General features: G+C 45.6%; 27 protein-coding genes. 13 read left to right on the plus strand and 14 right to left on the minus strand.

Annotated elements, in window-relative coordinates:
- The 4 genes from ICN23_RS03730 to ICN23_RS03745 are packed head-to-tail and all read right to left on the minus strand — an operon-like array spanning position 1 to position 2459.
- Positions 1–267: a DUF493 family protein gene (locus tag ICN23_RS03730; protein WP_216230969.1), complete on the minus strand. Its 267-nt coding sequence runs from the start codon at positions 265–267 to the stop codon at positions 1–3.
- Positions 268–299: 32 nt separating this feature from the next.
- The gene (locus ICN23_RS03735; protein WP_216230970.1) at positions 300–1013 is read right to left on the minus strand and encodes an alpha/beta hydrolase; all 714 of its coding nucleotides are present in this window, start codon (positions 1011–1013) and stop codon (positions 300–302) included.
- Positions 1014–1039: 26 nt separating this feature from the next.
- Positions 1040–1348 (minus strand): ferredoxin, encoded by a 309-nt coding sequence (locus ICN23_RS03740; RefSeq protein WP_216230971.1) that lies wholly within the window; start codon positions 1346–1348, stop codon positions 1040–1042.
- Between the two features lie 16 nt (positions 1349–1364).
- Positions 1365–2459: a VanZ family protein gene (locus tag ICN23_RS03745; RefSeq protein ID WP_216230972.1), complete on the minus strand. Its 1095-nt coding sequence runs from the start codon at positions 2457–2459 to the stop codon at positions 1365–1367.
- Positions 2460–2496: 37 nt separating this feature from the next.
- Here ICN23_RS03745 and ICN23_RS03750 point away from each other — a divergent pair, with 37 nt between their 5' ends.
- Entirely contained in the window at positions 2497–3282 is a 786-nt protein-coding gene (locus tag ICN23_RS03750; protein ID WP_216230973.1) for a biotin--[acetyl-CoA-carboxylase] ligase, read from the plus strand.
- Positions 3279–4088, plus strand: coding sequence for a type III pantothenate kinase (locus ICN23_RS03755; RefSeq protein WP_216230974.1), 810 nt, complete (start codon positions 3279–3281; stop codon positions 4086–4088). The genes ICN23_RS03750 and ICN23_RS03755 overlap by 4 nt, the downstream gene beginning before the upstream one ends.
- Here ICN23_RS03755 and rfaE2 read toward each other — a convergent pair.
- The gene (rfaE2, locus tag ICN23_RS03760; RefSeq protein WP_216230975.1) at positions 4085–4573 is read right to left on the minus strand and encodes a D-glycero-beta-D-manno-heptose 1-phosphate adenylyltransferase; all 489 of its coding nucleotides are present in this window, start codon (positions 4571–4573) and stop codon (positions 4085–4087) included. The genes ICN23_RS03755 and rfaE2 overlap by 4 nt on opposite strands.
- Positions 4574–4665: 92 nt before the next feature.
- Between rfaE2 and ICN23_RS03765 the strand changes: the two genes are divergently transcribed.
- The 5 genes from ICN23_RS03765 to ICN23_RS03785 are packed head-to-tail and all read left to right on the plus strand — an operon-like array spanning position 4666 to position 9458.
- A complete protein-coding gene (locus tag ICN23_RS03765) occupies positions 4666–5235 on the plus strand; it encodes a glutathione peroxidase (protein WP_216230976.1) in 570 nt (189 codons plus the stop codon).
- Entirely contained in the window at positions 5232–6608 is a 1377-nt protein-coding gene (locus ICN23_RS03770) for an FAD-dependent oxidoreductase (RefSeq protein WP_216230977.1), read from the plus strand. Before ICN23_RS03765 ends, ICN23_RS03770 begins: the two co-directional genes overlap by 4 nt.
- Positions 6608–7393 carry a DUF1365 domain-containing protein gene (locus ICN23_RS03775; protein ID WP_216230978.1) on the plus strand — a complete coding sequence of 262 codons (786 nt, stop codon included), beginning with the start codon at positions 6608–6610 and terminating at the stop codon, positions 7391–7393. The genes ICN23_RS03770 and ICN23_RS03775 overlap by 1 nt, the downstream gene beginning before the upstream one ends.
- Entirely contained in the window at positions 7390–8685 is a 1296-nt protein-coding gene (locus ICN23_RS03780) for a cyclopropane-fatty-acyl-phospholipid synthase family protein (protein WP_216230979.1), read from the plus strand. The genes ICN23_RS03775 and ICN23_RS03780 overlap by 4 nt, the downstream gene beginning before the upstream one ends.
- Complete coding sequence (locus tag ICN23_RS03785) at positions 8682–9458, plus strand: SDR family oxidoreductase (RefSeq protein WP_216230980.1); 777 nt, start codon at positions 8682–8684, stop codon at positions 9456–9458. The genes ICN23_RS03780 and ICN23_RS03785 overlap by 4 nt, the downstream gene beginning before the upstream one ends.
- A 25-nt stretch (positions 9459–9483) precedes the next feature.
- Here ICN23_RS03785 and ICN23_RS03790 read toward each other — a convergent pair whose 3' ends face one another.
- From ICN23_RS03790 to argS, 3 genes are read right to left on the minus strand one after another with little or no spacing between them, the layout of a single operon-like run.
- Positions 9484–10131 carry a thiol:disulfide interchange protein DsbA/DsbL gene (locus tag ICN23_RS03790; protein ID WP_216230981.1) on the minus strand — a complete coding sequence of 216 codons (648 nt, stop codon included), beginning with the start codon at positions 10129–10131 and terminating at the stop codon, positions 9484–9486.
- Positions 10128–10739, minus strand: coding sequence for an SPOR domain-containing protein (locus ICN23_RS03795; protein ID WP_216230982.1), 612 nt, complete (start codon positions 10737–10739; stop codon positions 10128–10130). Before ICN23_RS03795 ends, ICN23_RS03790 begins: the two co-directional genes overlap by 4 nt.
- Before the next feature lie 35 nt (positions 10740–10774).
- Entirely contained in the window at positions 10775–12502 is a 1728-nt protein-coding gene (argS, locus tag ICN23_RS03800) for an arginine--tRNA ligase (RefSeq protein WP_216230983.1), read from the minus strand.
- A 35-nt stretch (positions 12503–12537) separates the two neighbouring features.
- Between argS and ICN23_RS03805 the strand changes: the two genes are divergently transcribed.
- Positions 12538–12855: a DUF1840 domain-containing protein gene (locus tag ICN23_RS03805; RefSeq protein ID WP_216230984.1), complete on the plus strand. Its 318-nt coding sequence runs from the start codon at positions 12538–12540 to the stop codon at positions 12853–12855.
- On the opposite strand, the gene metH is transcribed toward ICN23_RS03805, so the two are convergent.
- Positions 12852–15602 carry a methionine synthase gene (gene metH, locus ICN23_RS03810; RefSeq protein ID WP_216230985.1) on the minus strand — a complete coding sequence of 917 codons (2751 nt, stop codon included), beginning with the start codon at positions 15600–15602 and terminating at the stop codon, positions 12852–12854. The genes ICN23_RS03805 and metH overlap by 4 nt on opposite strands.
- Entirely contained in the window at positions 15599–16663 is a 1065-nt protein-coding gene (locus ICN23_RS03815; protein WP_216230986.1) for a homocysteine S-methyltransferase family protein, read from the minus strand. The genes metH and ICN23_RS03815 overlap by 4 nt, the downstream gene beginning before the upstream one ends.
- 74 nt (positions 16664–16737) lie before the next feature.
- On the opposite strand from ICN23_RS03815, the gene ICN23_RS03820 reads away from it, so the two are divergent.
- Positions 16738–17187, plus strand: a complete 450-nt coding sequence (locus ICN23_RS03820) for a PhaM family polyhydroxyalkanoate granule multifunctional regulatory protein (protein ID WP_216230987.1) — start codon at positions 16738–16740, stop codon at positions 17185–17187.
- Here the strand turns inward: ICN23_RS03820 and ICN23_RS03825 are convergent.
- Positions 17099–18184 carry an MBL fold metallo-hydrolase gene (locus ICN23_RS03825; protein WP_216230988.1) on the minus strand — a complete coding sequence of 362 codons (1086 nt, stop codon included), beginning with the start codon at positions 18182–18184 and terminating at the stop codon, positions 17099–17101. The two genes, ICN23_RS03820 and ICN23_RS03825, sit on opposite strands and share 89 nt — an antisense overlap.
- Positions 18185–18219: 35 nt before the next feature.
- Between ICN23_RS03825 and ICN23_RS03830 the strand changes: the two genes are divergently transcribed.
- Positions 18220–18396, plus strand: coding sequence for a DUF1289 domain-containing protein (locus tag ICN23_RS03830; RefSeq protein WP_216230989.1), 177 nt, complete (start codon positions 18220–18222; stop codon positions 18394–18396).
- Between the two features lie 21 nt (positions 18397–18417).
- Here the strand turns inward: ICN23_RS03830 and ICN23_RS03835 are convergent, their stop codons facing one another.
- On the minus strand, positions 18418–19401 hold the full coding sequence (locus ICN23_RS03835) for an MDR family oxidoreductase (protein ID WP_216230990.1): 984 nt from the start codon (positions 19399–19401) through the stop codon (positions 18418–18420).
- 87 nt (positions 19402–19488) lie between these two features.
- Between ICN23_RS03835 and ICN23_RS03840 the strand changes: the two genes are divergently transcribed.
- The 3 genes from ICN23_RS03840 to ICN23_RS03850 are packed head-to-tail and all read left to right on the plus strand — an operon-like array spanning position 19489 to position 20985.
- Positions 19489–19785: a hypothetical protein gene (locus ICN23_RS03840; RefSeq protein ID WP_216230991.1), complete on the plus strand. Its 297-nt coding sequence runs from the start codon at positions 19489–19491 to the stop codon at positions 19783–19785.
- Positions 19786–19794: 9 nt separating this feature from the next.
- A complete protein-coding gene (locus ICN23_RS03845) occupies positions 19795–20295 on the plus strand; it encodes a flavin reductase family protein (protein WP_216230992.1) in 501 nt (166 codons plus the stop codon).
- A gap of 27 nt (positions 20296–20322) precedes the next feature.
- Complete coding sequence (locus ICN23_RS03850; protein ID WP_216230993.1) at positions 20323–20985, plus strand: glutathione S-transferase family protein; 663 nt, start codon at positions 20323–20325, stop codon at positions 20983–20985.
- Between the two features lie 18 nt (positions 20986–21003).
- Here ICN23_RS03850 and ICN23_RS03855 read toward each other — a convergent pair whose 3' ends face one another.
- Entirely contained in the window at positions 21004–24039 is a 3036-nt protein-coding gene (locus ICN23_RS03855; RefSeq protein WP_216230994.1) for an efflux RND transporter permease subunit, read from the minus strand.
- A gap of 7 nt (positions 24040–24046) precedes the next feature.
- Positions 24047–25186: an efflux RND transporter periplasmic adaptor subunit gene (locus ICN23_RS03860; protein ID WP_216231896.1), complete on the minus strand. Its 1140-nt coding sequence runs from the start codon at positions 25184–25186 to the stop codon at positions 24047–24049.
- Positions 25187–25294: the final 108 nt, after the last annotated feature.

Genomic DNA, 25294 nt, shown 5'->3' on the forward strand with positions numbered 1-25294 from the left:
TTAGAGAACCACGCTAACCAATGGATGGGTAGATAAAGTTCTATAAAGCTCATCCAACTGTTCACGACTAGTCGCAGTAATTGGCAAAGTAATGCCAAGGTAATTTCCGTCCTTAGATGGACGTTGTTCTACTTTGCTCTCATCAAATGTAGGATCAAATTGCTTAGCAATATGAATGATCGCAGGGAGATATTCAGGGTTTGTTTTACCCATCACCTTGATTGGAAACATTGAGGGGTACTCAATTAAAGACTTTTCTTCAGCCATGCTTGACTCTCTATATCTAGTTCGATTTGTAATTATTTGCGATGATCTGGCATACCTAGCCAAGCACCGGTAATGATATTGCGAATGCAATGTAAACGGCGATGAAAAAAATGATCCGCACCAGGAACTACTTGCACCGTTAATTCTTGGGGACGCGCCCAATCCAAGACATCAATCAAGGGAATGGTTTCATCCAATTCACCGTGAATCAAAATCGTATCGGTAGGAACTTGAGCCAGCGTCCATTTGCCAGCAGCACTACCCACCATGACAAGGCGTTCTGCTGGGCGCCCCAGGTCTGAAAGCCTTTGCACTAAATGACTACCCACAAAACTTCCGAATGAAAAACCAGATATAACCAACGGCAAAGTATTAGCATTGACCACCCAAGATTGATTTGCGGTTGCCTCAAATGCACCCCAACTAGAAGGTGTGCGCATCCAATCAGTCACGTGGAGTAGATCATCTAATTCACCAACACCATCATCATGAACGCCTTCAGTGCCGCCTACACCGCGAAAGTTTGGGCGCACACTGACATAACCCAATTGATTAAATGCACGCGCCATTGTTTGGGCGACCTTGTTATCCATTGTTCCGCCCATCAAAGGGTGTGGATGAGCAACGAGCGCTAAGCCGCGAATGGCAAAGTTAGGGTCATTCTTTAATTCATCAGGAAGATCAATAGACATCTCCATTGATCCAACAATACCTTCAATATGAATTACTTTTGTACGGCTATTCATAAAACACTTTCAATCATTTGAAATCTCTAAGTCAACTGCAAACGCTCCACTGGACGGCCTGCAATCAAATGGGATTGGATAATCTCTTCAATATCATCAACATCAACGAAGGTATACCAAACACCCTCTGGATAGACAACCATCACAGGGCCATCAGCACATCGATCTAAACACCCAGCTTTATTGACGCGAATCTTTCCTGGTCCTGCAAGACCGAGCTCTTTTACCCTTTTCTTAGCGTAATCAAATAATGCAAAGGCATTGTGCTGATCGCAGCATGCTTCACCATTACTGCGTTGGTTTAAACAAAAGAATAGGTGGTGTGAAAAGCTCATAGAAAAATTATATTCATCAATGTTTTGATTTAAATTCCTTAGCGCTACGAAGCATCCAAATCAGTGCCAGAGGTAACCATACTACTGAAACCCACTGCATGAGCTCATTAAAGTGCAATAAACGCCCCTGATACCAATGTCTTAGCGTCAGAATGAAATAGGGATTATCGGGTAAAACGTTAACCGCTATTGTGGTGCCAACTAAACAAATCAAGGCCAACCAAAATTTCTGCTCAGGCTCTAGCCTTAAGGTCCATCTCAATAAGATGCTACCCAGTACCATTCCCCAAATAGCCCCTGCAGTTAGCCAATTCAAACTCAATTCCGCCCCAAACTGAAGTGCTGTAAACAGGATCTTGATAGTGACTGTCAAACCTAAAAGCCCATTGAGGATGCGCCACTGAGGAGCTTTGGCACGCATACCTAGCGATAACAATAAAGCAACACCTAGCCAACAGAGCGATGTAATCACCGCCTCTTGAATGACGTGATTAATCACTAAGGTACCCCAGTCTACTGATGCGAATATGGCATGTCCCCAAACACCAGTCCCCAACCAAGAGCTTTGCGGATAAATTTGCGACCACGGAAATAACAAGAACAGGGCACAAGCCGCCCAATTTAAACCAAACCATTGGTCAAAGCGCCGACGAATAGCACTACCAGAAAGCCATTGTGGGCCCAAGGGAATAGCCAATAAACCTCCCAAGAGACCGCCTAAGACATTAGCCCACCAATCCATCTGACTGGGTATGCGTGTAGGCAACCAAGATTGCAACGTTTCTACACCTAGGGCTAATGCAGCGCTCAAACCAAGAGCAACGCCCAGCGCCACAAAGTTACGCCATCGTGGATAGGCGGCGAACATCACCAAAAATCCCAAAGGGATATAAGCAAGAATATTGACCGCCACATCAAATAAAGTAATAAAACGCGGCAGGGGGGCATTTAACCAGGCGCCAGCGGATATTCCATTGTGGAAATCAAAATCAAAGGGATTCAGGCTGACATAGAGAATCAAGAGCGCATAGCTTAGGCTCATAGCTCTGGCCAATGGCATAGCCTGCAAGGGCCATACCAACTTCCGAGGTCGTTGATCTTTTTGATCCATCCCACAATTCTAGGTCAGACCTTTCTACAATGGCGGAATGACTGCAAATTGCATCCTTGAGCGTGTTACCGAAACCAAATCAACCAATGACGATCTTTTGGTGCGCTGGCGCGCGGGTCAGTTAATTGACCCAGTAGCACGCATTGCCCACAAACAAACAGCAGGCAAAGGAAGGGCCGGTCGATCACGGCTAGCCAATCCGGAAGATTCTCTTTGCTTCTCCTTAGCCTTTCCTTTTAAAAGAACTCCCGCAGAATTAAGCGGACTAAGTCTGCTAGTTGGTCTAGCAGTCATATCTGGCATTGCACAAGCTTGCGACCTCAATGAATCAAAACTTCACGAATTAGGTCTTCGCCTAAAGTGGCCAAACGATTTGTTGCTCAATGGATGCAAACTCGCTGGCATTCTGATTGAAGGTGGTCAAGCAAAAGCAGGGGATGCTACTTGGATGATTATTGGCATTGGCATCAACTTACGCAATGCGGAAGCAATTGAAGCAAATCTAGGCAATGGATTGAAAGCGAGCTCAATTCAGCAGATTACAAACTCACCACCTGATGTCGAATACCTTTGGCTGAAATTAATTGACTCTCTTGAGCATCATCTCGCAGAATTTGATCAACATGGATTTAAGCCTTGCATGGAGTCCTGGATGAAATGGGATGCCTATCGAGATCAAGCTGTTTGCATTTCAGGCGCCGGTAAAGATGCCATATACGGCATCACAAAAGGTGTTGATGAATCTGGAGCATTACTATTGCAACAAGAAAACAAAACGATCGCCATTCATGCAGGTGATGTTTCATTGCGGATTCAATCATGAGCCTTTATTTATTCTTTGATGTTGGTAATACACGCCTCAAATGGGCGGCTGTGGAATCCAATCAGAATCCGAGCGCCCAACAAAAAAAATTATGGGCTTACTCTGGTTCTATTAGCAGCAAGTCTTTGCAGTCAGCAGAACATCGCAATGAATTAGCAGACTACATTGCTAAAACACTTCCAAAACCGGATGTCATTGGTTTTAGCTGTGTTGCCGGCGAAGAGGCTATCTCCAATCTCAAATCTCTTTTTCCACAATGGAGTGATTTGAACTGGAAGCAACTAAAAGGTGACAGCACATTCTCGGGAATGCGTAGCCTTTATCAAGATGCCAGCAAGCTCGGTGCTGATCGTTGGGCCGCACTCATTGGCGCCCGCGCCCTATCCACCAATAACACTCTAGTTGTGAATGCCGGTACCGCTACTACGATTGACTTACTCGGATCTAATGGCGTGCACTACGGCGGGTGGATTCTGCCCGGTCTTGGGCTAATGCAAGAAAGCCTGCAGAGCAAAACCGCGCAACTCCCTTTAGCAATTCGTGAAGAATCTCAGCAAGAATTTGGAATCACTACGAATGAAGCCATTATTGGTGGATGTGATGCAGCGCAAATTGGTGCCATTCACTACGCGTTATTACAGGCAAAAAAATTAAATCATCCAGTTGAAAGAATTTGGCTTGATGGTGGCAATGCAAAAGTTCTTCTTACTCAAATAAAAAAATCTGACTTGCAGAGTTGGCCGATTGAACAAACTGAGGGCTTAGTACTTCGCGGCATTTGGGCGTGGCTACTCCAAAATCTTTAAGAACGGATTTTGCCTAAAAGGCTGGTAGTAGAGCGTTCATATAAAAACGGTATAGCAACCGCTTTCCCGCCCCAACTTTTTACAAGATGGGTCTCCGCTAAAGTATCGATTTCATAATCTCCACCCTTGACATAAATATCGGGGCGAATTTTTTCAATTAAGTTGACTGGGGTTTGTTCGGTAAACAACACTGCCATGTCTACGCTCTCCAATGCAGCCAATAAGGCCTGGCGATCAGCCTCAGTGTTAATGGGTCTGTCATCGCCTTTGCCCAGCATCTTTACAGAGGCATCTGAATTCACGCCCACTATCAAACTAGCCCCTAAAGCACGTGCTTGAGCTAAATAACTAGCATGTCCGCGGTGCAAGATATCGAAGACGCCATTTGTAAAGACTAATGGCCTAGGAAGCTTTGCTAAGCGAGCCGCAAGTTCATCCGGCGGACATACTTTGGCTTCGAAAGAGGGTGGTGGCAACTTACTCATGGCTCAATATTAATGGCAATTTTGCAATGCCAGCGATATTGCTGAGAATGTCTTAGACTTGGCCTCTATCAAGCGAAATCTAAAGGCGCAATATGCACCGCAATTTAATGAATTGTCTCCTTCCCTTCTTATTTCTCCTGCCCGGAGTTCAGGTGGCCAATGCAGCAAACAGCTGTAGCCCACTACTTTCTCATACCTTCCCCCGCCTGCAGGACGAGGCGCCACAAAATCTATGTCAATACCAAGGCAAAGTCATTCTGGTCGTAAATACTGCCAGCTTCTGCGGCTTTACGAGCCAATATGAGGGTCTTGAGAAGATTTATGCCAAATATAAAGACCAAGGATTTGTAGTGCTTGGCTTTCCATCTAACGACTTCGGACAACAAGAGCCTGGCAGCAACAAAGACATTGCTGACTTCTGCAAAAACACTTACGACGTAAAATTCCCAATGTTTTCTAAAAGTTCGGTCTCAGGCAGTAACCCAAACCCGCTGTTTAAGATGTTAATTACAAAAACTGGTACAACACCCAAATGGAACTTTTATAAGTACCTAATTGATCGAAATGGCAATGTGGTTGATTCCTATGGAAGTATGACTAAACCTACCAGCAGTAGCATTACCAATCAAATTGAAAAGCTTTTAGGAGAGAAGGTCCAGTGAGTCAAAAACGGATTGCCATTATTGGCGCAGGCATCTCTGGATTGGGTTGTGCATACGCCTTAAGACAACACCCCGAATTTGAAATTACCTTATACGAAGCTGGTGGCCACATTGGCGGCCATAGCAACACAGTAGATTTCACTTGCAATGTTAATGGCCAAGAAATCACACATGGTGTCGATACTGGATTTTTAGTTTTCAATCGAAAAACTTATCCCCGTCTTGTGCGACTATTTGAGGAAATACAAGCGCCTGTAGCGCCCTCAGAAATGTCCTTCTCTGTTTCGATTGACGCCTCTTCAAAGTCAGGCTCCAGCAAAAAGATTGAGTGGGCAGGCAATGACATTAACTCATTTTTTGGTCAGCGCTCCAACCTTCTGTCCCCCTCTTTTTGGCATATGGCTTATGACATATTGCGCTTTAATCGTCTAGCAACCCAGCTAGCTCATGAGCAAATCGATGCCGGTCATCAATACAAAGAACCAGATGAAAAAATTGCTGATTTTTTAATACGCCATCGCTTTAGTCAAAGCTTTAAAGAAAATTATTTTCTGCCGATGATCGGCGCAATTTGGTCATGCTCAGTTGAGCAAATGCTTGAATTTCCAATTCAAACTATGGTGCGCTTCTGCCATAACCATGGTCTTTTACAGATTCAAAATCGCCCTCAATGGTTAACCATCAAAGGCGGATCGCGCGAGTATGTAAAACGCATTATTGCTGCGATAGAAAAGCATGGGGCAGTCATTAAACGTGATTGCGTTCTGCGAGTAAATACTAGTCATGATGGCGGTCAAGCAGAGGTTGTTAGTCAAGCTGGGTCAAACTATTTTGATGAAGTCATCATGGCTTGCCACAGCGATCAAACGCTAGATTTAGTTCACGGCATTGATCAACAGGCCAGAAATATTTTGGCGGCTATTCCTTATCAAAAAAATCGGGCCATTCTTCACACTGACACTCGCTTCTTGCCCGAGGTTAAGCGTTGTTGGGCTGCCTGGAATTACACTGCTAAGTCTGGGGACAAGCCAAATGCAAAACAGCATGTCAGCGTTAACTATTTGATTAATCGCTTGCAACCACTTCCAGATCAACTGAAAAATACACAAATTATTGTGAGCTTAAATCCCTCTGAAGAGCCAGATCCAAAGCTAGTGCATCAGGAGATTCACTATTCGCACCCCGTCTTTGACATGAGCGCAATACAGGCGCAGAAAGAGCTGCCTTTGATTCAAGGCCTATCATCCATTTGGTATTGCGGCGCTTGGACTGGCTTTGGGTTTCATGAAGATGGCCTACGTTCCGGCGAACTAGTTGCAGAAGCCTTAATTGAAAGCGTTCGTCAGCCCATCAAAGCAAAACAAGATAGTTAATGGCGCAAGCAAAGATTAACTTTGGAGTAGTCAAACACCAGCGCATGCGGCCGGCTAAAAATGCTTTTGGGTATGGGGTATTTACCATCTCCGTTCCGATGCGCGCCCGCCAAGCAAACCCGAACTTACTAAATGATCACGGCTTAAGCGATAACCGCTGGGGAATTTGTGCCTTTTTTGACAAAGACCACGGCCTAGGCGAACCTAATAGTCTTGCCTGGATCGAGAAGATTCTTGCTGATAACCAAATACCTCATGTTGATGGAGAAATCTGGTTACAAACTTTTCCAAGGGTATTGGGCTACGTTTTTAATCCGGTGAGTTTCTGGATCTGCACTCGGGGGGATGGCAAAGTACAGGCAGTGTTAGCCGAGGTAAATAATACTTTTGGTGAACGTCACTGCTATCTACTATATAAAGATTCAGGTGAAGTACTGCACTCCGGCGAAACACTCACCAGCAAGAAAGTATTTCATGTATCGCCATTTTGCGAGGTACGAGGTGAATATCATTTTCGCTTTTTATTCCCGCAAGATAGCAGTAGCGGCAAAAACAGTGTCTATCGTATTGAGCTGCATGAGGACGGTCTACCCCTCATCAATACCAGTATTAGTGGCGCCAGCCGCCCACTAAGCCGCGCTAATGTCTATCTGGCATTGCTTCGCTACCCCCTCATGAGTTTAGGTGTGATTTTCCGAATTCACTGGCAGGCATTGAAATTATGGATAAAAGGTGTACCCTTTCACTCAAAGCCTAAACCACCAGAACTAGAAGTCAGCAGATGAATCGCCCTGGACAATCACTTCTCTCGAGACTCAACTTTTCTCGCCCTCAAGAGCGAGCGTACTCTTCACATAAGCATCAACTCAGCGCTAAGACACTTTTAACGCTCTTAACTCAACTTAGTAGTGGCTACTTGAAGTTGACGCTTCCAGATGGAGAGAAGCGAGAGTTTGGAAATCATGGCGATCAGTTGCATGCCGAAATCCAAATACTAGAGTGGTCTGTTTTTAAAGAAATCATGTCTCATGGAGATATCGGTTTTGCTGAGAGCTATATACAGGGTAAATGGAATACCCCAGATCTCAAAGCTCTACTTGAGCTGGCTATTCGTAACCGAACTATTTTAGAAAAAGCCATCTATGGCAACTGGTATGGATCAATCTTTTATCGCCTGAAACACTGGTTAAGAGATAACAGCAAAACCGGTAGCCGTAAAAATATTCATGCTCACTACGACCTAGGAAATGCTTTCTACACCCTGTGGCTCGACCCCACTATGAGCTACTCCAGCGCCTGGTTCTCAGAGGGAGATAAGCAAGAATTGGCCGATGCTCAACGTGCAAAAATTAGACGCATTCTGGAATCCCTTCAGACAAAACCAGGGGATCATGTTTTAGAAATTGGTTGCGGTTGGGGTGGGGTAATGGAAGAATCACTGCGCACCAATAGAGTAATTACCGGTCTCACTTTATCTACAGAACAAAAAGCTTTTGCTGAAAGCCGCCTTTTAGCAGTACAGGCCCAAATGACAAATCCACCTTCATTTGAAGTGCGACTACAAGACTATCGCGATTGCCAAGAAAAATTTGACGGTATTGCCTCAGTTGAAATGTTTGAGGCGGTTGGTGAAAAACATTGGCCAGAGTATTTTGAAACGGTTGCCAAATGTTTAAAAGCTGGTGGCAAGGCCTGCATTCAAACCATTGTTATTGCCGAAGATCTATTTGAGCGCTATCGACGTAATACTGACTTTATTCAGCAATACGTTTTTCCTGGCGGTATGCTGCCATCGCGGGCAAGCTTTAAGGCTAGCGCTGCTAAGGCTGGGCTGAAAATCGAACAAGAGTTTGCCTTTGGTGCGGACTACGCAAAAACACTGTGTCTCTGGAGAGATGGTTTTAATCACAAACTTCAAGAAGTACGCCAACTAGGATTTGACGAAGCATTTATTCGCCTCTGGAACTTCTACTTAATGTATTGTGCAGCCGGCTTTACTGAGCACAACATTGATGTAGTGCAATTCACACTCAGCCACCAACCATCGACAGCATCTTCGGATGCGCTGAGCGTATGAAGCAATCAGGCATTGAACAATTTGTAGGAAAAAGAGTTTGGGTCATTGGGGCCTCGAGTGGTATTGGGGAAGCTTGCGTGAAAGCCTTGCTGGCCCAAGGCGCCAAGGTAGCGCTTTCTAGCCGTAGGGTTGAGCGCCTCAATCAAATTGCCCTTAATAGCGATACAAATCAAACTCTCGTTATTCCACTGGATGTTACTAGTAACGAACAGTTAAAAGAGGGATATAAGACCATACTCAATGCATGGGGCGGCATTGATCTTTTGCTTTTTGTTTCTGGCGTATACACACCTCTCAGAGCCGATAACTTTGATATTCAAATAGCCGAGAAAACAATTGATGCTAATCTTTTGGGACCTATGAGGGCGGTTGCATTAGTAACCCCCGAAATGCTTAAAGCCCATTCTGGACACATCGCCATCGTTGGCAGTGTGGCAGGCTATAGCGGCCTTCCAAAAGCCTTGGCCTATGGCCCTAGTAAAGCAGCCATCATCAATTTTTGTGAGAATTTATATTACGACCTACTGCCAACAGGAGTCAGTGTCCATATGATCTCGCCAGGATTCGTTGCCACTGAGGCAACAGCCCAGAATGACTTTGAAATGCCTGCACTCATTAGCGCTGAAGAAGCGGCCCAAGAAATTTTGGCAGGTATTCAGAGGGGGGAATTTGATATTCATTTCCCTAAGCGATTCTCGAGATTTTTAAAGTTTCTCAGAATCTTGCCTTATCCCATCTACTTTTGGATTGTGCGCCGCTTCGTCAAAATTTAAGCGGCGCCAGAGCAATACTTTAAAGCTATTGCTTGTACTTATCCTTGCGGATTTTGTCCTCTAGAAAATCCATTACTGCAATTGCCTTAGCTTTAGTGCCAGCAATAGAGGGTGATGTCACATATTTGCCCTGCATCACAATAGTAGGCACACCATCAATTCGATAAGCTTCAGCCATTTGTTTTGCCGCACGAGCTTTTGAAATGACAGCAAAAGAACGATAAGTCGCCAAGAAAGTATTGCGATCTATTCCTTGTGAAGCAACCCAATCAGCAATCTCCGACTCCGTTAAAAGACGCTTATTTTCTTTATGCATGGCATACATGACTTTTTCATTGAGAGCGTCACCTTTGCCCATTGCTTCAAGGGCATAAAACAATTGGCTATGCGGCATGAAATCATCACGAAAAGCTACAGGAACCCTCTTGAAAGCGACGTCTTTAGGCTGGCGCTTAACCCAGCTGCTAAGCTCAGGCTCAAAGTCATAGCAATGCGGGCAACCGTACCAAAAGAACTCAATAACTTCAACCTTCCCTTTAGTCTCTACCGGCTGCGCAATCGGCAATATACGGTAATCAAAACCCTCTTCAATTTTTTGACTTTGAGCGCTAGCAATGCCACTTAAAGCAAGAAATACAAATAATGTAATTACTCTTTTGCTCAATGAAATCATGATTTACTGGATTTAATTAATGTTGGTTTGATGCCGATGCCGCTCAATTTATCTCGAACTGGATTACTCTCTTCAACACTGTTATATGGACCCACGCGAACACGCCATAAAGTATTGCCATCAGCCGTGACCTCACTTAACTGCGCTTGTATACCTTGAATAGCTAAAGTGGCTTTTTGCGCATCTGCATCTGCGCGCTTATTAAAGGCGCCGACTTGCAAGAAATAAATAGCTTCGGATTTAGTTGCAGTAGAAGGTGCGTCAGTAGACTTTTTGCCACCAACCAAGTCACCAATTGGATCGGCTGATGCAGGCGCAGGTGATTTACCTTGAAGCGGCTTATTTAAATCCACTGGTTCCGCAGGGGCGGCTGTTTCACCTTCAGCGGGTGCGGCAGAAGGTTTGATTGTTAATGGAAGACTGGGAGCGCGCATACCAGGTCTTTCTTGGGGGGTATTCTTGGAAAGATAAAAAGCGATAACGAACGCGATTCCGAGACCAACACCTAAACCCAAGATAAAGCCAAGAATAGTGCCACCATATTGGGTATTTTTACTATCCACGCGGTGCTGTACAAAGCCAGTTTTCTGATTCGGTGTTTTCATCATTTCCTCATCTTACATCTACACCCCGTACCTCGCCATTACATCTTTGCTGGCGCGGATACCCCGAGTACTTTTAGGCCATTTTGCAATACTTGACGTGTTGCCGAGAGCAATGCAAGACGCGCTAACTTTAAATTTTGGTCGTCAACCAATACCCGATCGGCGTTGTAGAAGGTATGGAAATCGCCCGCTAAATCCCGCAGGTAAAAAGCCAAAGCATGAGGGGCCAACTCTTCTGCAGCTGCTGTCAGCATTTCTGGATATTCCGCTAAACGACGCAGCAAATGATCAGACGCCTTACTTTGCAGGAGGGATAAATCCGCTCCAGCCAGGTCTACCGTTTTTCCACCCCATTGCTGCAAGATTGAGCTGATTCGCGCATGTGCGTACTGCACATAGAAAACAGGGTTCTCGTCATTCTGCTGCAAGGCTAAATCAATATCAAAAACAAATTCCGTATCTGCTTTACGCGAGATCAAGAAAAAGCGCACAGCATCACGACCACGCTGCAATGCTAATTCCCGCTCTTCAGGAGTCATCTCTGAAGTAACACCACCAGACCATTCCACTAAATCTCGGACGGTGACATATGAACCGGCACGCTTAGAAATTTTGACCTCTTCACCGTGACGCATCACCGTGACCATCTTATGCAATACGTAATCGGGATAAGTTTTAGGGATATCCCAGCCACGTTTCTGCGCTACACCCTGCAAGCCTGAGCGAACACGGGCAATTGTTCCATGATGATCGCTACCTTGCACGTTAATCACCTTCTGAAAGCCACGATTCCACTTGCTTGTGTGATATGCAACGTCCGGCACAAAATAAGTAAAGCTACCGTCGGACTTACGCATCACACGATCTTTATCATCGCCATCATCCGTAGTCTTTAACCACAATGCGCCTTCAGATTCATAGGTCTTACCTATGCTTTGTAAATCGCCAACGATTTGAGCCACACTACCGTCGGTATACAAAGAGGATTCGAGGTAATAGCAATCGAATTTGACACCGAAGGTTTTTAAATCAATATCTTGTTCATTGCGAAGATATGCAACCGCAAATTGACGAATTGCCTCAATATCATCTTTAAATTCGGGTGAGGCTTTAAATGCTGCGGCAATCTCTGCAATGTATTCGCCGTTATAGGCTTGTTCAGGCCAGTTCGCGTCGCCAGGTTTTAAGCCCTTCAGGCGAGCCTGGACTGATATCGCTAAATTTGCAATTTGTACGCCAGCGTCGTTGTAATAAAACTCGCGGTGTACTTTGATACCTTGGGTCGCCAATAAATTGGCAAGGGCATCACCTAGTGCAGCCTGCCTGCCATGACCCACATGCAGGGGGCCCGTTGGATTGGCTGAGACAAACTCAATCATGGCGCTTGAGGCCGATCCACTGCTTAATGGGGATTCACCAAAATGCGCGCCCGAGGAAAGTATCTCCTGCACTACGGCAGTTTTAGCGGCATTACTTAAACGGAAATTGATAAATCCAGGACCAGCGATCTCGCAAGAGGAAATGAGCTGATTAAAGCCCGCCTGCTGCTGGAGGCGCTCAACCAAAGTTTGCGCAAGCTCACGTGGATTGAGTTTCCAGGCTTTCGAAAGCTGGAGAGCGATATTACAGGCAACATCACCATGATCAACAGCTTTGGGGCGCTCCAAACGAGGCGCTGGGGCAGCCTCTAGGCCGCGCTCGTGAGCCAAGCCTGCCAGGGCAGCACTCAGCATTTCAATTAAGCGATTTTTATTAGTAGACAACATAGATAAGTGAGTTTATCAGGTGGTAAGCTATCGAAATGATCTATCAATTTCGCTCAAAGGCTGGTCCAGACGTCATCATGCTGGCGGATCTGACCAAACGAATTTTTGATATCTTGGAACGCCCCTTGGAGTCTCGTGGGATCCTAACGGTTGAACAACTTCCAGAACTGATCACCGCGCTAGAAACTGCCATACTCAAAGATCTTGAAGAACGAGCCAAAGTGAATGAGGATTCTGAGCATGGCGCAGAGAAACCTAAGCTGGCTGATCGCCTTGGGCAACGCGCCTACCCATTTCTAGAGCTCATGAAGCAGGCTAGAGCCAAAGACGAACCCGTTATGTGGGGCGTTTAATCGAGTAAGCTTGCCAGCTGGCGCCGGGTATCTTCAACGCTCTGGCCGCGGCGTTTTGCCAAATCCTCAACCTGATCATCAGACAACTTGCCCACATTAAAGTAGCGTGCATCCGGATGAGCAAGATAGAACCCACTCACGCTAGAAGCAGGGTTCATTGCCATAGACTCGGTCAGAGTCATGCCAATATCTTCAGAGCCGATGACTCGCAGTAAATCTTGTTTAACTTCATGCGCAGGACAGGCTGGATAGCCAGGGGCTGGGCGGATGCCGCGATACTCTTCATTGATCATTTGATCATTTGTCAAAAGCTCATCGGTTGCATAGCCCCATAAATCGGTACGGACACGATGATGCATCAACTCAGCAAAAGCTTCTGCCAATCGATCTGCTAAAGCTTTCAACATAATTGCGCTGTAGTCATCATGCTTTGCCTGAAACTCAGCAACTTTCTTTTCAACGCCATGACCAGTTGTCACAGCAAAGCAACCAAGATAGTCAGCAACGCCAGAGTCCTTTGGGGCAACGTAGTCTGCTAAACAACGATTCGGTCTGCGTACACCCTCTACCACCGGACGCTCAGATTGTTGGCGCAAGTTATGCCACACAAATAAAGGATGTTGGCGTGATTCATCGCTATACAAAACAATATCGTCACCAATCGTATTGGCAGGATAGAAAGCGACTACGGCATCGGCTTGAAGCCATTGACCTTTAATCAACTTATCAAGCAAGGCTTGGGCATCGGCATATACCTTGCGCGCCTCAACCCCCACAACCTCGTCATCCAGAATCGCTGGAAACTTGCCCGCCAGATCCCATGTTTGAAAGAATGGCGTCCAATCGATATATTTAGCAATATCGCTCAATGCAAAGTTTTTAAATACACGGCGGCCAATAAACTTTGGTTTTTCAGGAACATAAGAGGCCCAGTCCAACATTTCGCGATTCTTGCGAGCTGCAGCCAAGGAAATTGTTGGCGCAGCTTTCTTATTGGCATGTTGCTCGCGAATACGGACATAGTCATCACGCAAATCTTGAATAAATTTCTTAGCGCTTTCATCGGATAGCAGACTTGAAGCAACCGATACTGAACGAGATGCATCAGGCACATAGACCACTGGGCCATCATAGTGTGGAGCAATTTTCACCGCAGTATGTACGCGAGAAGTAGTAGCCCCACCAATCATGAGTGGGATTTGGCGCTCACGGAAATAGTCATCACGCTGCATCTCCTGAGCGACGTAAGTCATCTCTTCGAGCGATGGCGTGATCAAACCAGATAAACCAACGATATCCGCATTCTCTTCCTTAGCGCGCTTCAAAATTTCTGCACAAGGAACCATCACACCCATATTGGCAACTTCAAAGTTATTACATTGCAGAACAACGGTCACAATATTTTTACCAATATCGTGTACGTCGCCCTTCACGGTAGCCATCACAATCTTGCCTTTTGCCTTAGCTTCACCACCTGCGGCAATATGTTGACGCTTTTCTTCTTCAATATATGGAATCAAGATCGCAACGGCCTGCTTCATGACGCGGGCACTCTTAACCACTTGTGGCAAGAACATCTTGCCTGCACCAAATAAGTCACCAACTACGTTCATACCATCCATGAGCGGACCTTCAATGACTTCAATTGGTCTGCCGCCTGCACCCATAATTTCAGCGCGCAGTTCTTCTGTATCTTCTTCAATAAAAGTGGTGATGCCATGCACCAGAGCATGCGTTAGGCGCTCACGAACTGGGCCTTCTCGCCACACCAAATTTTCAACTTGCTTAGCGCCACCACCTTTAAATTGATCGGCAATATCTAACAGACGTTCTGTTGGAGTTTTGCCGTCTTTTTCTTTAAAGCGATTAAGAACAACGTCCTCTACGCGCTCGCGTAATTCAGGGTCTAGGTCAGCATAAACACCCAACTGACCGGCATTAACGATACCCATATCCATGCCAGCCTGAATGGCGTGATACAGAAACACGGTATGAATCGCTTCACGCACACGATCATTGCCGCGGAAGGAGAAGCTCACATTAGAAACACCGCCGCTTACCTTGGCGCCAGGTAAATTTTCTTTAATCCAACGCGTGGCATTAATAAAGTCCACTGCATAGTTGTCATGCTCTTCAATACCAGTAGCAATTGCAAAAATATTGGGGTCAAAAATGATGTCTTCAGCAGGAAAACCGATTTCATTGACCAAGATCTCATAGCAGCGCTGACAAATTTCAGTCTTGCGCTTAAATGTATCGGCCTGACCTACTTCATCGAAAGCCATCACCACAGAAGCGGCACCATAACGACGAATCAAACGTGCTTGCTTTCTAAACGGCTCTTCGCCTTCTTTCAAAGAAATTGAATTGACGATTGGTTTGCCTTGAATGCATTTCAAGCCCGCCTCAATCACGCTCCACTTGGAGGAATCAATCATGATTGGTACGCGGGCAATATCAGGCTCAGAGGCAATTAAATTTAAGAAGCGAGTCATGGCCGCTTCTGAGTCAAGCATCGCCTCATCCATATTGATGTCGATCACTTGTGCACCGTTCTCAACCTGCTGACGCGCTACCGCAAGCGCCTCATCAAATTGATTATTCAAAATCATGCGCGCAAATGCTTTAGAACCTGTAACGTTAGTGCGCTCACCAATGTTCACAAAGCCAACATCAACAGTAACGTTAAAAGGTTCAAGACCAGAGAGTTTCATTGCTGGCATTACTTTTTTCTCGATCTTGCTCATACTGCCGCCTCTGCATTCTCTTTATAGAAAGCACGTGGCTTACGTTTCGCAACCGCATTTGCAATCGCACGAATATGATCAGGCGTAGTACCGCAGCAGCCACCAACTAAATTGACTAAGCCATCTTTTGCAAAACCATCGACCAGACTTGAGGTGATTTCAGGTGTCTCATCAAAGCCGGTGTCGCTCATTGGGTTAGGTAGGCCAGCATTGGGGTAGCAAGATACTGCAGCATCACATATGCGAGCCAACTCTGCAATGTAAGGACGCATCAGCGCAGCACCGAGCGCACAGTTCAAACCAAACGTCAGTGGCTTAATATGACGCAAGCTGTTCCAAAATGCTTCAACGGTTTGTCCTGACAAAATACGACCAGACGCATCAGTTACCGTTCCGGAAATCATGACTGGTAAACGCTCGCCAGTTTCTTCAAAAAATTCATCAAGCGCAAAGAGTGCAGCCTTAGCATTGAGCGTATCGAAAATGGTTTCGACTAAAAATAAATCCACGCCACCAGCAAACAATCCTTCAATCTGTTCACGGTACGAAGCACGCAAAGCATCAAAGGTCACATTGCGTGCGCCTGGATCATTCACATCAGGTGAAATGCTTGCTGTCTTGGGTGTAGGCCCAATCGCGCCCGCAGCAAAACGTGGCTTATCTGGCGTGCTGTACTTTTCACAAGCTGCGCGAGCCAATCTGGCAGAGACTTCGTTCATCTCACGTGCTAAGCCGGCCATCTTGTAATCTTCTTGCGCAACTGAGGTGGCACCAAAAGTATTGGTTTCAATAATGTCTGCACCCGCATCCAAGTACTGCTCATGGATCTTGCTAATGATTTGAGGTTGAGTCAGTACGAGTAACTCGTTATTGCCTTTAATGTCGCCGGGATGATCGGCAAAGCGGCTGTTGCCTGGCAAGCCACGGTAGTCAGCTTCAGTTAATTTATATTGCTGAATCATGGTGCCCATAGCGCCATCCAAAATCAGAATGCGCTGCTTTAAAAGCTCGGGAAGCTTTTGACCGCGGGTATAAGGCTGGGACAAACCATTAGATTGCATTGTTAAACCGGGATTAATCTCTAGAATCCCTTATTCTATTGGAAAAGCGACTTTTCATTTACCCCGGAGCCCCTATGTTTGGAACCATTCCTGAATTTAATCAAAGCCTAGATATGTTTAAGACCATGTGGGGACAAGGTGCAGCTGCTCAGGCTGGACAGTTTCCATTTACAACCGACGCATCCAAGGCTGCTGGCGGCTTTGGGGCCGCCTTTCCAGGCTTAGATGTAGATGAGCTAGAAAAACGCATTAAAGACCTTAAAAGCGTTGAAAACTGGCTCAATTTGAACCTCAACATCCTCAAGTCAACCATCCAAGGCTTAGAAGTTCAGCACGCCACCATGATGGCCCTCAAATCCTTTGGCGATGCCGTCTCTGCAGCAGGAGCAGCAGCTACAGCACCAAAGGAAGAATCCGAGACTAAAACGACAAGTGCTAAACCGCGGAAAACCGCAACACGCCGTCGTCGCAAAGCTGGCGACGCAACTTACCTCGACGAAGTAGGTAATTCAGATGAGCAATAGCCTCACCCATCGCAAAAGTAAGTTGATGAATATCTAATTCACGCTTAAACAAGACCGGCACAATCTCTCGAGCATGTGCCGGTTTTTTACATGCGCTTAAGGCATCAGCTAAGCGATCATCATGATGCGCTTTTAGTTGCGCAATACGCGGTCTGATTCCTGTAAATGGCTTTCCATGAGAAGGCAATACCAAAGTATCTTCTGGCAATGTTAAATATTTTTCAATAGAGTCTAAATATAGGCCCAGGGGGTCTGCATCTGGATCAGCGTCGTAAACACTGACGTTCGTAGAGATGCGAGGTAACAGCATATCTCCAGAGATCAGTACACCTAGCTCTTTACAAAATAGAGAAGCATGTTCAGGCGCATGTCCATAACCCATCATGACTTGCCAAGCATGTCCGCCAATTGAAATACTCTCACCATCAATAATGCGACGATATTGACGTGGTACTCCAGGAACCATATTGCTGTAGTAATTGGATCGTGCTCTAATTTTTTCTAAATCTTCTGGTGCCGTTAAGCCATGTCTTTGAAAATGATCTGCAGAGCCTCCGCTGCCGGCGCGTGCACCCACTGCAGCACCACCCTCTTTGCAGCTTAACCATTGCGCAGTTAAATAATCCGTCATGGAGATCCACAAAGGCACATTCCATTTCTCACATAGCCATTGCGATAAGCCCACATGATCTGGGTGCATATGTGTCACTATGACGCGCAAGACTGGCAAGCCTTCAAGCTGAGTAGCAAAGACCTGCTCCCATGAAGCTTTTGTCTCATCATTGGCAATACCGCAATCCACAATCGTCCAACCTGAAATACCGTCGATTTCATCACGCAGCAACCATAGATTGATATGGTCCAAAGCAAACGGTAGGCGCATCCGAATCCAACGAACACCTGGTGCAACCTCAATACTGCTACCCACTTCCGGAAGAGCCTCTCCTAATGGATAATGGATCTCAGCTTCAGCACTTGCTTTGTTTTGAGTAATCATGATTTAACGTAATTTCTTTTATCTCTAGGTTTGCTTTGACAACAGTTCCATCGCCTTGCATTAATTGGTGTGACATTAACCCTGAAAATGGTTACTGTCGTGGCTGCTATCGTACCCTTACTGAGATTGCTGATTGGTCTGATATGTCCAATCCCGAGAAGCTTGAGGTTTGGGCACAATTATCTATTCGCAAACCCCAAGCACCACAGTAAAAATAATCTTCAGCACTCTCTTTATTTGTTGACGTCGACAATTAGACGTCCACGCACATTCCCCGCCATTAATTCCTGCGCATATTTAATGGACTCTTCTAGAGAAATTTCATGGGAGATTTCGTCTAAAGTTTTTAGATCAACCAGCTTGCTGAGTTGCTCATAAGCAGCGATCCGTTTTGCACGTGGCACAGTTACGCTATTAATGCCATACAAAGTAACTCCACGCAAAATAAATGGTGCAACAGTAGATGGAAAATCCATTCCTTGCGCCAGTCCACAAGCCGCTACCGCACCATCACTCTTGGTCTGTGCGCAAGCATTGGCCAAGGTATGACTGCCTACGCTATCGACTACTGCAGCCCAACGCTCTTTAGCCAATGGCTTGCCAGGAACAGATAGACCGGCACGATCAATTACCTCGGCTGCACCCAACTTTTTCAGATAGTCTGCTTCTGCCATACGCCCAGTGCTAGCCACAACAGTGAAGCCCAGTTTGCTTAAGAGCGTTATTGCAAAGCTGCCTACACCTCCTGCAGCACCTGTAACCAAAACCTCACCATCGCTTGGTTTGAGCCCATGCTTTTGTAGCGCCATGACACACAGCATCGCGGTATAGCCTGCAGTGCCAATAGCCAATGCTTGTTTAGCGGTAAATCCTTTTGGCAATGGAATCAACCATTCGGCCTTGACGCGGGCCTGTTGCCCCAAACCACCCCAATGCCCTTCGCCCACCCCCCAGCCGTTGAGCAGCACCATATCGCCAGGCCTGAAGTCAGAACTAGTGCTCTCAATCACCTCACCTGCAAAATCGATGCCCGGCACCATTGGAAAGCTTCGTACCACTGGACCCTTACCGGTGATGGCTAAGCCATCCTTATAGTTGAGCGTGGAGTACAGCACCTTTACGCGAACATCACCCTCTGGGAGACTAGCCTCATCTACCTGAGCCAATTCTGCGCGATAACCTTGATCGTCTTTATTTACCAATATTGCTTTAAACATGTCTCATCCTTTTAGAGCGAGGTATTTCCCCGCAGCAATTGCTTAATAGGTTTATCCTAACGAGCATTGCTGATTATGGAGGTTTCCATGAAAAAAATTCTACTATTAACTACGATTTCTGGCTTATTGCTATCCGGGTGCTCTTCCACCCAAATCAATATGTCAATGGGTAACATGCGCCTCATTAGTTCAAGCGCAGCGCCACAGGATGTTATGGATTTCGCCACTAAGACCTGTAGAAATGATTTTTATGAGGGTGCCAGCTTCTTATCTAAGGCGGGCAAAGAATATCGATTTAAGTGTGTAAAAGCTGAAGAAAATGAAATCTTGATTCCTATTCCCGGCACAACTATTGCAGATTCTGCAAAAACTGAAGTTAAGTAAGCAAAGCTAATGACCCCATTTACCTCACAAGAGCTGCGCAAAGGTTTTTCATCATTTGCAACCGGGGTCACTGTCATTACCTGCCTGGATGAAGAAAATAATTCTCATGGCATCACGATTAGCTCGTTTAATACAGTCTCATTAGAGCCTCCACTGATTCTCTGGAGTCTTAAGAAACATTCACGCCTCATGCCCTGGGTTGAGCTTGGGAAAAAGCATCTCATTCATGTGCTAGAACGTTCGCAAGAAAATCTAGCCATGCATTTTGCTACAGTGAAAGTAGATCAATTTAATGGCATTGACCATAAGCTTGCAGCCAGCGGACTTACTCAAATTGAGCATTGTGTGGCGTATTACGAATGTGAAACTGTTTGCGTTCATATTGGCGGTGATCACAACATCATCGTAGCTAAAGTCATTAACTTAAAAAATCATCCAGAACGAGAGCCTCTCATTTTTGCGCGCAGTAAATTTGTTGGTCTCGATTTCACAGAAAATAAATCTAGTTAACACCAACTACCTTCGCAAGGAAATGCCATGATGCGTTTATGGGGTCGCAAAAGTTCTATCAACGTTCAAAAAGTGTTGTGGTGTCTTGCTGAGCTAGGCCTTAAGGAAGGTAAAGATTTTGAGCGTATTGATGCTGGTCTGCACTTTGGCGTTAATAACACCCCGGAGTTTTTAAAACTCAATCCAAATGGCTTAGTACCAACGCTCGAAGATGGCGACGTTGTACTCTGGGAGTCCAATACCATCATGCGTTACTTGGTACGTCAACATGACAAAGCTGGACGCTTAACTGCAGATATCAAAACCCAATATGAATCCGAGAAATGGATGGATTGGCAATTGGGCACGATGTGGCCAGCACTACGTATTGCATTTTTGGGGCTAACCAGAACACCAGAAGCTGAACGTAATCACCAAGCGATCTTGAAGGGCTATCAAGAAACTAATCGACTACTTGGCATGCTTGATCAAACACTAGCCAAACAAAATTACTGCTCAGGCAATCAATTTCAGATCGGCGATATCGTTCTCGCCCTCTGTGTCAGCCGCTGGATTCTGCTAAACAAAACCTTCCCACAGCAAACTGGAGAGCGTGCAGATCTCAAGAATATTGATGTATGGCTAAAACGCCTCGAAGAAGAAACTTGCCTTAACGATATTGCCGAGAAAGAACTCAATATCGTTAAGTAGTTTTTCTGATTTGTATTTTTACTGTTGCTTAAACTTTTTAGCGTGGTGATCAGCACCAATAAATAGGTACATTGCTGGCACTACAAATAGCGTAAATAGCGTACCAATAGATAGTCCGGTAAAGATCACAATGCCCATAGACTGTCTGCCCGCAGCGCCAGCCCCAGAAGCAATAACCAAAGGTAATACACCTAAGACCATCGCAGCAGTTGTCATCAAAATAGGGCGCAAACGAACACTACTGGCCTCTACGATGGCATCTAGTTTGCTGCGTCCAGCTTCTTGCAACTCATTAGCAAACTCTACGATCAAAATACCGTGCTTACTAATTAATCCCATCAATGTGACAAGGCCAACCTGGGTGTACACATTGAGAGTCGTAAATCCTAAGTTAATAAAGATTAAGGCGCCGAATAAAGCCAATGGCACAGAAACTAAGATCACAATCGGATCACGGAAGCTCTCAAACTGAGCTGCAAGCACTAAGAACACAATCAAGATCGCAAAAAACATGGTGACTAAGAAGCCGCCAGACTCTGCCATAAACTGACGTGATGGGCCGGCGTAGTCCATGCTGTAACCATTAGGAGCAACTTCTTTTAAGGTCTGACGCATGAACTCTAATAAATCCGCCTGTGAGATAAATGGCGTACTTACACCCGAGATCGTGGCTGAATTCAATTGCTGAAAGTGATTAATTGACTGAGGCACCACTCTTTGCTTAATGGTTGCAATAGTACGCGCCTGAACCATGGCGCCACTTGGAGTGCGGATGTAGTAATCCAAGATTTGATCTGGATTTAAACGATCAACTTGTTTCACTTGTGGAATTACTCGATAAGAGCGTCCTGCTACTGAGAAATAATTCACGAAGCCGCCGCCCAAAGCTGCGGAGAGTGACGCACCTACTTGTTGTTGAGTCATTCCAAGAGCAGCCACTTTTTCACGATCGATTTCTAAAACGTCTTGAGGCTTATCAATCTTCAGATCAGAATCTACGAAGAAGAAGTTGCCACTACGACGAGCTTTATCAAGCACCGCCTGTGACACTTCATTTAAGGCCGAATAAGATTCAGTGGTATTGATCACCACCTGTACTGGCAAGCCTTGTGCGCCCGGTAGCGCAGGGAATTGGAAGGCTGCAACACGGGCGCCTGCAATGGTATTCCACTTCTGCTGCATATCTTCCTGGAACTTTGTAGCATTGCGATTACGCTCGCCCCAGTCTTTGAGCAAAATACCGCCAAAGCTAGAAGTTGGACTAGTGATCTGAAACGCTTGTTCATATTCTGGTTCTGCAGCTGCAATTGCATAGATTTGGTCGGCGTAAGTCTGCATTTGATTAACCGTACTATTAGGCGGTCCTGATGCTTGCATCAATACAATGCCCTGGTCTTCCGTTGGCGCTAATTCAGCGCGTGCAGTTGCATATAAATATCCAACGCCACCTAGCAAGATTACGCCCATCACAATAATGACTTGCCACGTGCTTAATAATTCACGCAAAGTACTTTGGTAGCTGTGATGCACCTTATCAAAGATACGATCAATTTTTTGGACAAATGATGAGGCTTCTTGTTCTTCGGTAAAGATACGCGAGCACATCATTGGTGAGAGTGTTAACGCAATCAACCCAGAAACTGCTACAGCACTAGCCAAAGTAAACGCAAATTCAGTAAACAATGCTCCGGTTAAGCCACCTTGGAAACCAATTGGGATATATACCGCAATCAGCACGACTGTCATCGCCAAAATAGGGCCGCCTAATTCACGCGCAGCGATTAATGAAGCCTCTAAAGGCGACTTTCCTTCCTTCATGTGACGGTCAACGTTTTCAACCACGATGATGGCGTCATCCACCACCAAGCCAATTGCTAGCACTAAGGCCAAGAGGGTGAGCAAGTTAATGGAATAACCTAAAACCTGCATCAAGAAAAATGTGCCAATGAGAGATAAAGGCATCGCAATGACTGGAACCGCAACAGCACGAGCGCTACCCAAAAAGAGGTAGATCACTACGGTCACAATGACCAAAGCCTCTAACAATGTAGAAACTACTTCGTCAATGGAGCTGGTAATAAATTTGGTGGAGTCATACACAATCTTGCCAGTCATCCCGATTGGCAATTGCTTTTGAATATCAGGCACCACATCCCGTACACGCTGCGCTACGTCTAATAAATTAGCTTGTGGTGCAACCTTTATCGCGATAAATACCGAGCTTTTGCCACTGAAAGCAACGTTCGTGTTGTAGTCCTCGGAACCTAATGTGACGTTAGCTACCTGATCAAGGTAAACAATATTTACCCCATCTTTTTTTACAACTAACTTACGAAACTCTTCTAACGTATGTAAATCGGTTCCAGCAACCAAATCGACCGACACCATATCGCCCTTGGTGCTTCCCACGGCTGAAAGATAATTATTTGCCGATAAAGCGCTATAGACATCATCTGCACCAACGCCCAAACCGGCCATCTTTTCACGATCAAGCCAAGCGCGTAAAGCGAACTTACGACCGCCCGTAATTTCTGCATTCTGCACGCCTTCAACAGAGTCTAGCTTTGGCTTAACTACACGCAATAAGTAATCAGTAATTGCGTTGTTGGGGATTTCATCGCTATAGAAACCCATATACATCGCGGCAGTTGATTGACCAACTTGTACCGTCAAAATCGGCTGCTGAGCTTGCGGTGGCAGCTGATTCTTAACTGCACTAATTTGAGTTTGTATCTGAGTTAATGCCGCGTTTGAGTCGTAATTTAACTTCAATGTTGCAATAATGGTTGAGACACCACTCACACTGGCAGAAGAAAGGTAATCAATGCCCTGCGCCTGAGCTATAGAAGCTTCTAGGGGTTGTGTAATAAAACCCGCAATGGTTTCTGGATCTGCACCATAGTAGGCTGTTGTAATGGTCACAATCGCATTTTGCGTTTGCGGATACTGATTTACTGGTAAGGATCCAATTGCCTTTAAACCAAAGATCAGTACCAGGGCGCTCACTACCATGGAGAGCACTGGCCTACGGATGAATATGTCGGTCCAATTCATCTGCTATTTATTCCTGAGGCTTTGGATCGGGTGAGTTTGCTGGCAGCACTTTGTTATTAACAATCAGTGGTGTGCCATTCTTTAGCTTCAGCTGCCCACTAGTAACTACGGTTGCTCCCTCATCGATACCTTTGAGGATAGCCACTTGATCACCGCGTGTTAAACCGGTTGTGACAAATACTTGTTGCGCCTCAAGAGCGGGCTTACCTTGCTTGTCTTTTTTGCCAGTAGGTTTAGCAATAAAGACTGTGGAGCCGTAAGGGTTGTAAGTAACCGCTGTTTGAGGCAAGGTTAAGTATTTAACTTGATCACCTACCTTAATATTTACGTTAGCAAACATTCCCGGCAGAATTTTCTTATCCGGATTAGCGAGTTGAGCCTCTACCTGAATATTTCGAGTATTGGTGTCTACCTTTGGGCTAACGGCAGTTATCTTGCCTGTAAAGCTGGCATCCTTAAATGCATCGGTTGTCACCACAACTTCTTGGCCAACCTGAATTTGCTCAGCATTATTTTGTGGCAAATTGAAATCCACAAAAATAGGGTCTAAGGTTTGTAGCGTTAATAACTTATCGCCCGGATTTACATACTGGCCTGGGTTAATAGCCACAATGCCGATACGCCCGCTAAATGGCGCTTTGAGATTTTTCTTCGCTACTAGAGCAGTCTGTTGCTCCACCTGGGCTTGCTTTGATTTAGCATCTGCGGCACTGGTATCAAATACGTTTTTGCTAATTGCCTGAATTGCCAGCTGCTGTCTATCACGCTCGTTGATTACTTTCGCTAAATCTGCCATTGCTTTTAATGAATTTAATTGCGCAATATCAGAGGCATCATTTAGCTTAATAAGAAGCTCGCCTTCTTTAACATCTTGCCCCGACTTAATCGGCACTGTTTGTACCAAGCCGCCAAGTTCGGTACTGAGCTCAACACCTCTAAATGCGCGCACATTACCAACGCTAGTTAATTTAGGCTGCCACTCAGATGCTGCGACCACCATCGTGGATACGGTTGCCGGAGGCAAACCCATTCCCGCGATGAAATGCTTAATCATGAATGTCTTTAACTGATTAAAAGCAAATATCAAGCCTAGCAACAGAAATACGCCGCAGAGCATGATGATCATGCGACGTTTCAACGGCTCCATAGCCATCAACTTCTCATGAGTTTTGGTGTTGCGCCATTTTTGTCCCATGCGAGACCAAAATGCTTTTGCTTTTTCCCAAAGAGCAATGACTCTCTCACGCAATTTCCA

The sequence above is a fragment of the Polynucleobacter sp. MWH-Jannik1A5 genome, assembly GCF_018881795.1.
Taxonomy (GTDB): Bacteria; Pseudomonadota; Gammaproteobacteria; order Burkholderiales; family Burkholderiaceae; genus Polynucleobacter.

Coding starts and splice junctions, on each gene's coding strand:
- argS (WP_216230983.1), bottom strand. CDS start 12,502: ATGTTGTCTACTAATAAAAATCGCTTAATTGAAATGCTGAGTGCTGCC.
- ICN23_RS03845 (WP_216230992.1), top strand. CDS start 19,795: ATGACCCCATTTACCTCACAAGAGCTGCGCAAAGGTTTTTCATCATTT.
- ICN23_RS03855 (WP_216230994.1), bottom strand. CDS start 24,039: ATGAATTGGACCGACATATTCATCCGTAGGCCAGTGCTCTCCATGGTA.
- ICN23_RS03775 (WP_216230978.1), top strand. CDS start 6,608: ATGGCGCAAGCAAAGATTAACTTTGGAGTAGTCAAACACCAGCGCATG.
- ICN23_RS03785 (WP_216230980.1), top strand. CDS start 8,682: ATGAAGCAATCAGGCATTGAACAATTTGTAGGAAAAAGAGTTTGGGTC.
- ICN23_RS03790 (WP_216230981.1), bottom strand. CDS start 10,131: ATGATTTCATTGAGCAAAAGAGTAATTACATTATTTGTATTTCTTGCT.
- rfaE2 (WP_216230975.1), bottom strand. CDS start 4,573: ATGAGTAAGTTGCCACCACCCTCTTTCGAAGCCAAAGTATGTCCGCCG.
- ICN23_RS03750 (WP_216230973.1), top strand. CDS start 2,497: ATGACTGCAAATTGCATCCTTGAGCGTGTTACCGAAACCAAATCAACC.
- ICN23_RS03860 (WP_216231896.1), bottom strand. CDS start 25,186: ATGGAGCCGTTGAAACGTCGCATGATCATCATGCTCTGCGGCGTATTT.
- ICN23_RS03795 (WP_216230982.1), bottom strand. CDS start 10,739: ATGATGAAAACACCGAATCAGAAAACTGGCTTTGTACAGCACCGCGTG.
- metH (WP_216230985.1), bottom strand. CDS start 15,602: ATGAGCAAGATCGAGAAAAAAGTAATGCCAGCAATGAAACTCTCTGGT.
- ICN23_RS03780 (WP_216230979.1), top strand. CDS start 7,390: ATGAATCGCCCTGGACAATCACTTCTCTCGAGACTCAACTTTTCTCGC.
- ICN23_RS03850 (WP_216230993.1), top strand. CDS start 20,323: ATGATGCGTTTATGGGGTCGCAAAAGTTCTATCAACGTTCAAAAAGTG.
- ICN23_RS03835 (WP_216230990.1), bottom strand. CDS start 19,401: ATGTTTAAAGCAATATTGGTAAATAAAGACGATCAAGGTTATCGCGCA.
- ICN23_RS03745 (WP_216230972.1), bottom strand. CDS start 2,459: ATGGATCAAAAAGATCAACGACCTCGGAAGTTGGTATGGCCCTTGCAG.
- ICN23_RS03755 (WP_216230974.1), top strand. CDS start 3,279: ATGAGCCTTTATTTATTCTTTGATGTTGGTAATACACGCCTCAAATGG.
- ICN23_RS03820 (WP_216230987.1), top strand. CDS start 16,738: ATGTTTGGAACCATTCCTGAATTTAATCAAAGCCTAGATATGTTTAAG.
- ICN23_RS03735 (WP_216230970.1), bottom strand. CDS start 1,013: ATGAATAGCCGTACAAAAGTAATTCATATTGAAGGTATTGTTGGATCA.
- ICN23_RS03740 (WP_216230971.1), bottom strand. CDS start 1,348: ATGAGCTTTTCACACCACCTATTCTTTTGTTTAAACCAACGCAGTAAT.
- ICN23_RS03730 (WP_216230969.1), bottom strand. CDS start 267: ATGGCTGAAGAAAAGTCTTTAATTGAGTACCCCTCAATGTTTCCAATC.
- ICN23_RS03840 (WP_216230991.1), top strand. CDS start 19,489: ATGAAAAAAATTCTACTATTAACTACGATTTCTGGCTTATTGCTATCC.
- ICN23_RS03765 (WP_216230976.1), top strand. CDS start 4,666: ATGCACCGCAATTTAATGAATTGTCTCCTTCCCTTCTTATTTCTCCTG.
- ICN23_RS03825 (WP_216230988.1), bottom strand. CDS start 18,184: ATGATTACTCAAAACAAAGCAAGTGCTGAAGCTGAGATCCATTATCCA.
- ICN23_RS03805 (WP_216230984.1), top strand. CDS start 12,538: ATGATCTATCAATTTCGCTCAAAGGCTGGTCCAGACGTCATCATGCTG.
- ICN23_RS03815 (WP_216230986.1), bottom strand. CDS start 16,663: ATGCAATCTAATGGTTTGTCCCAGCCTTATACCCGCGGTCAAAAGCTT.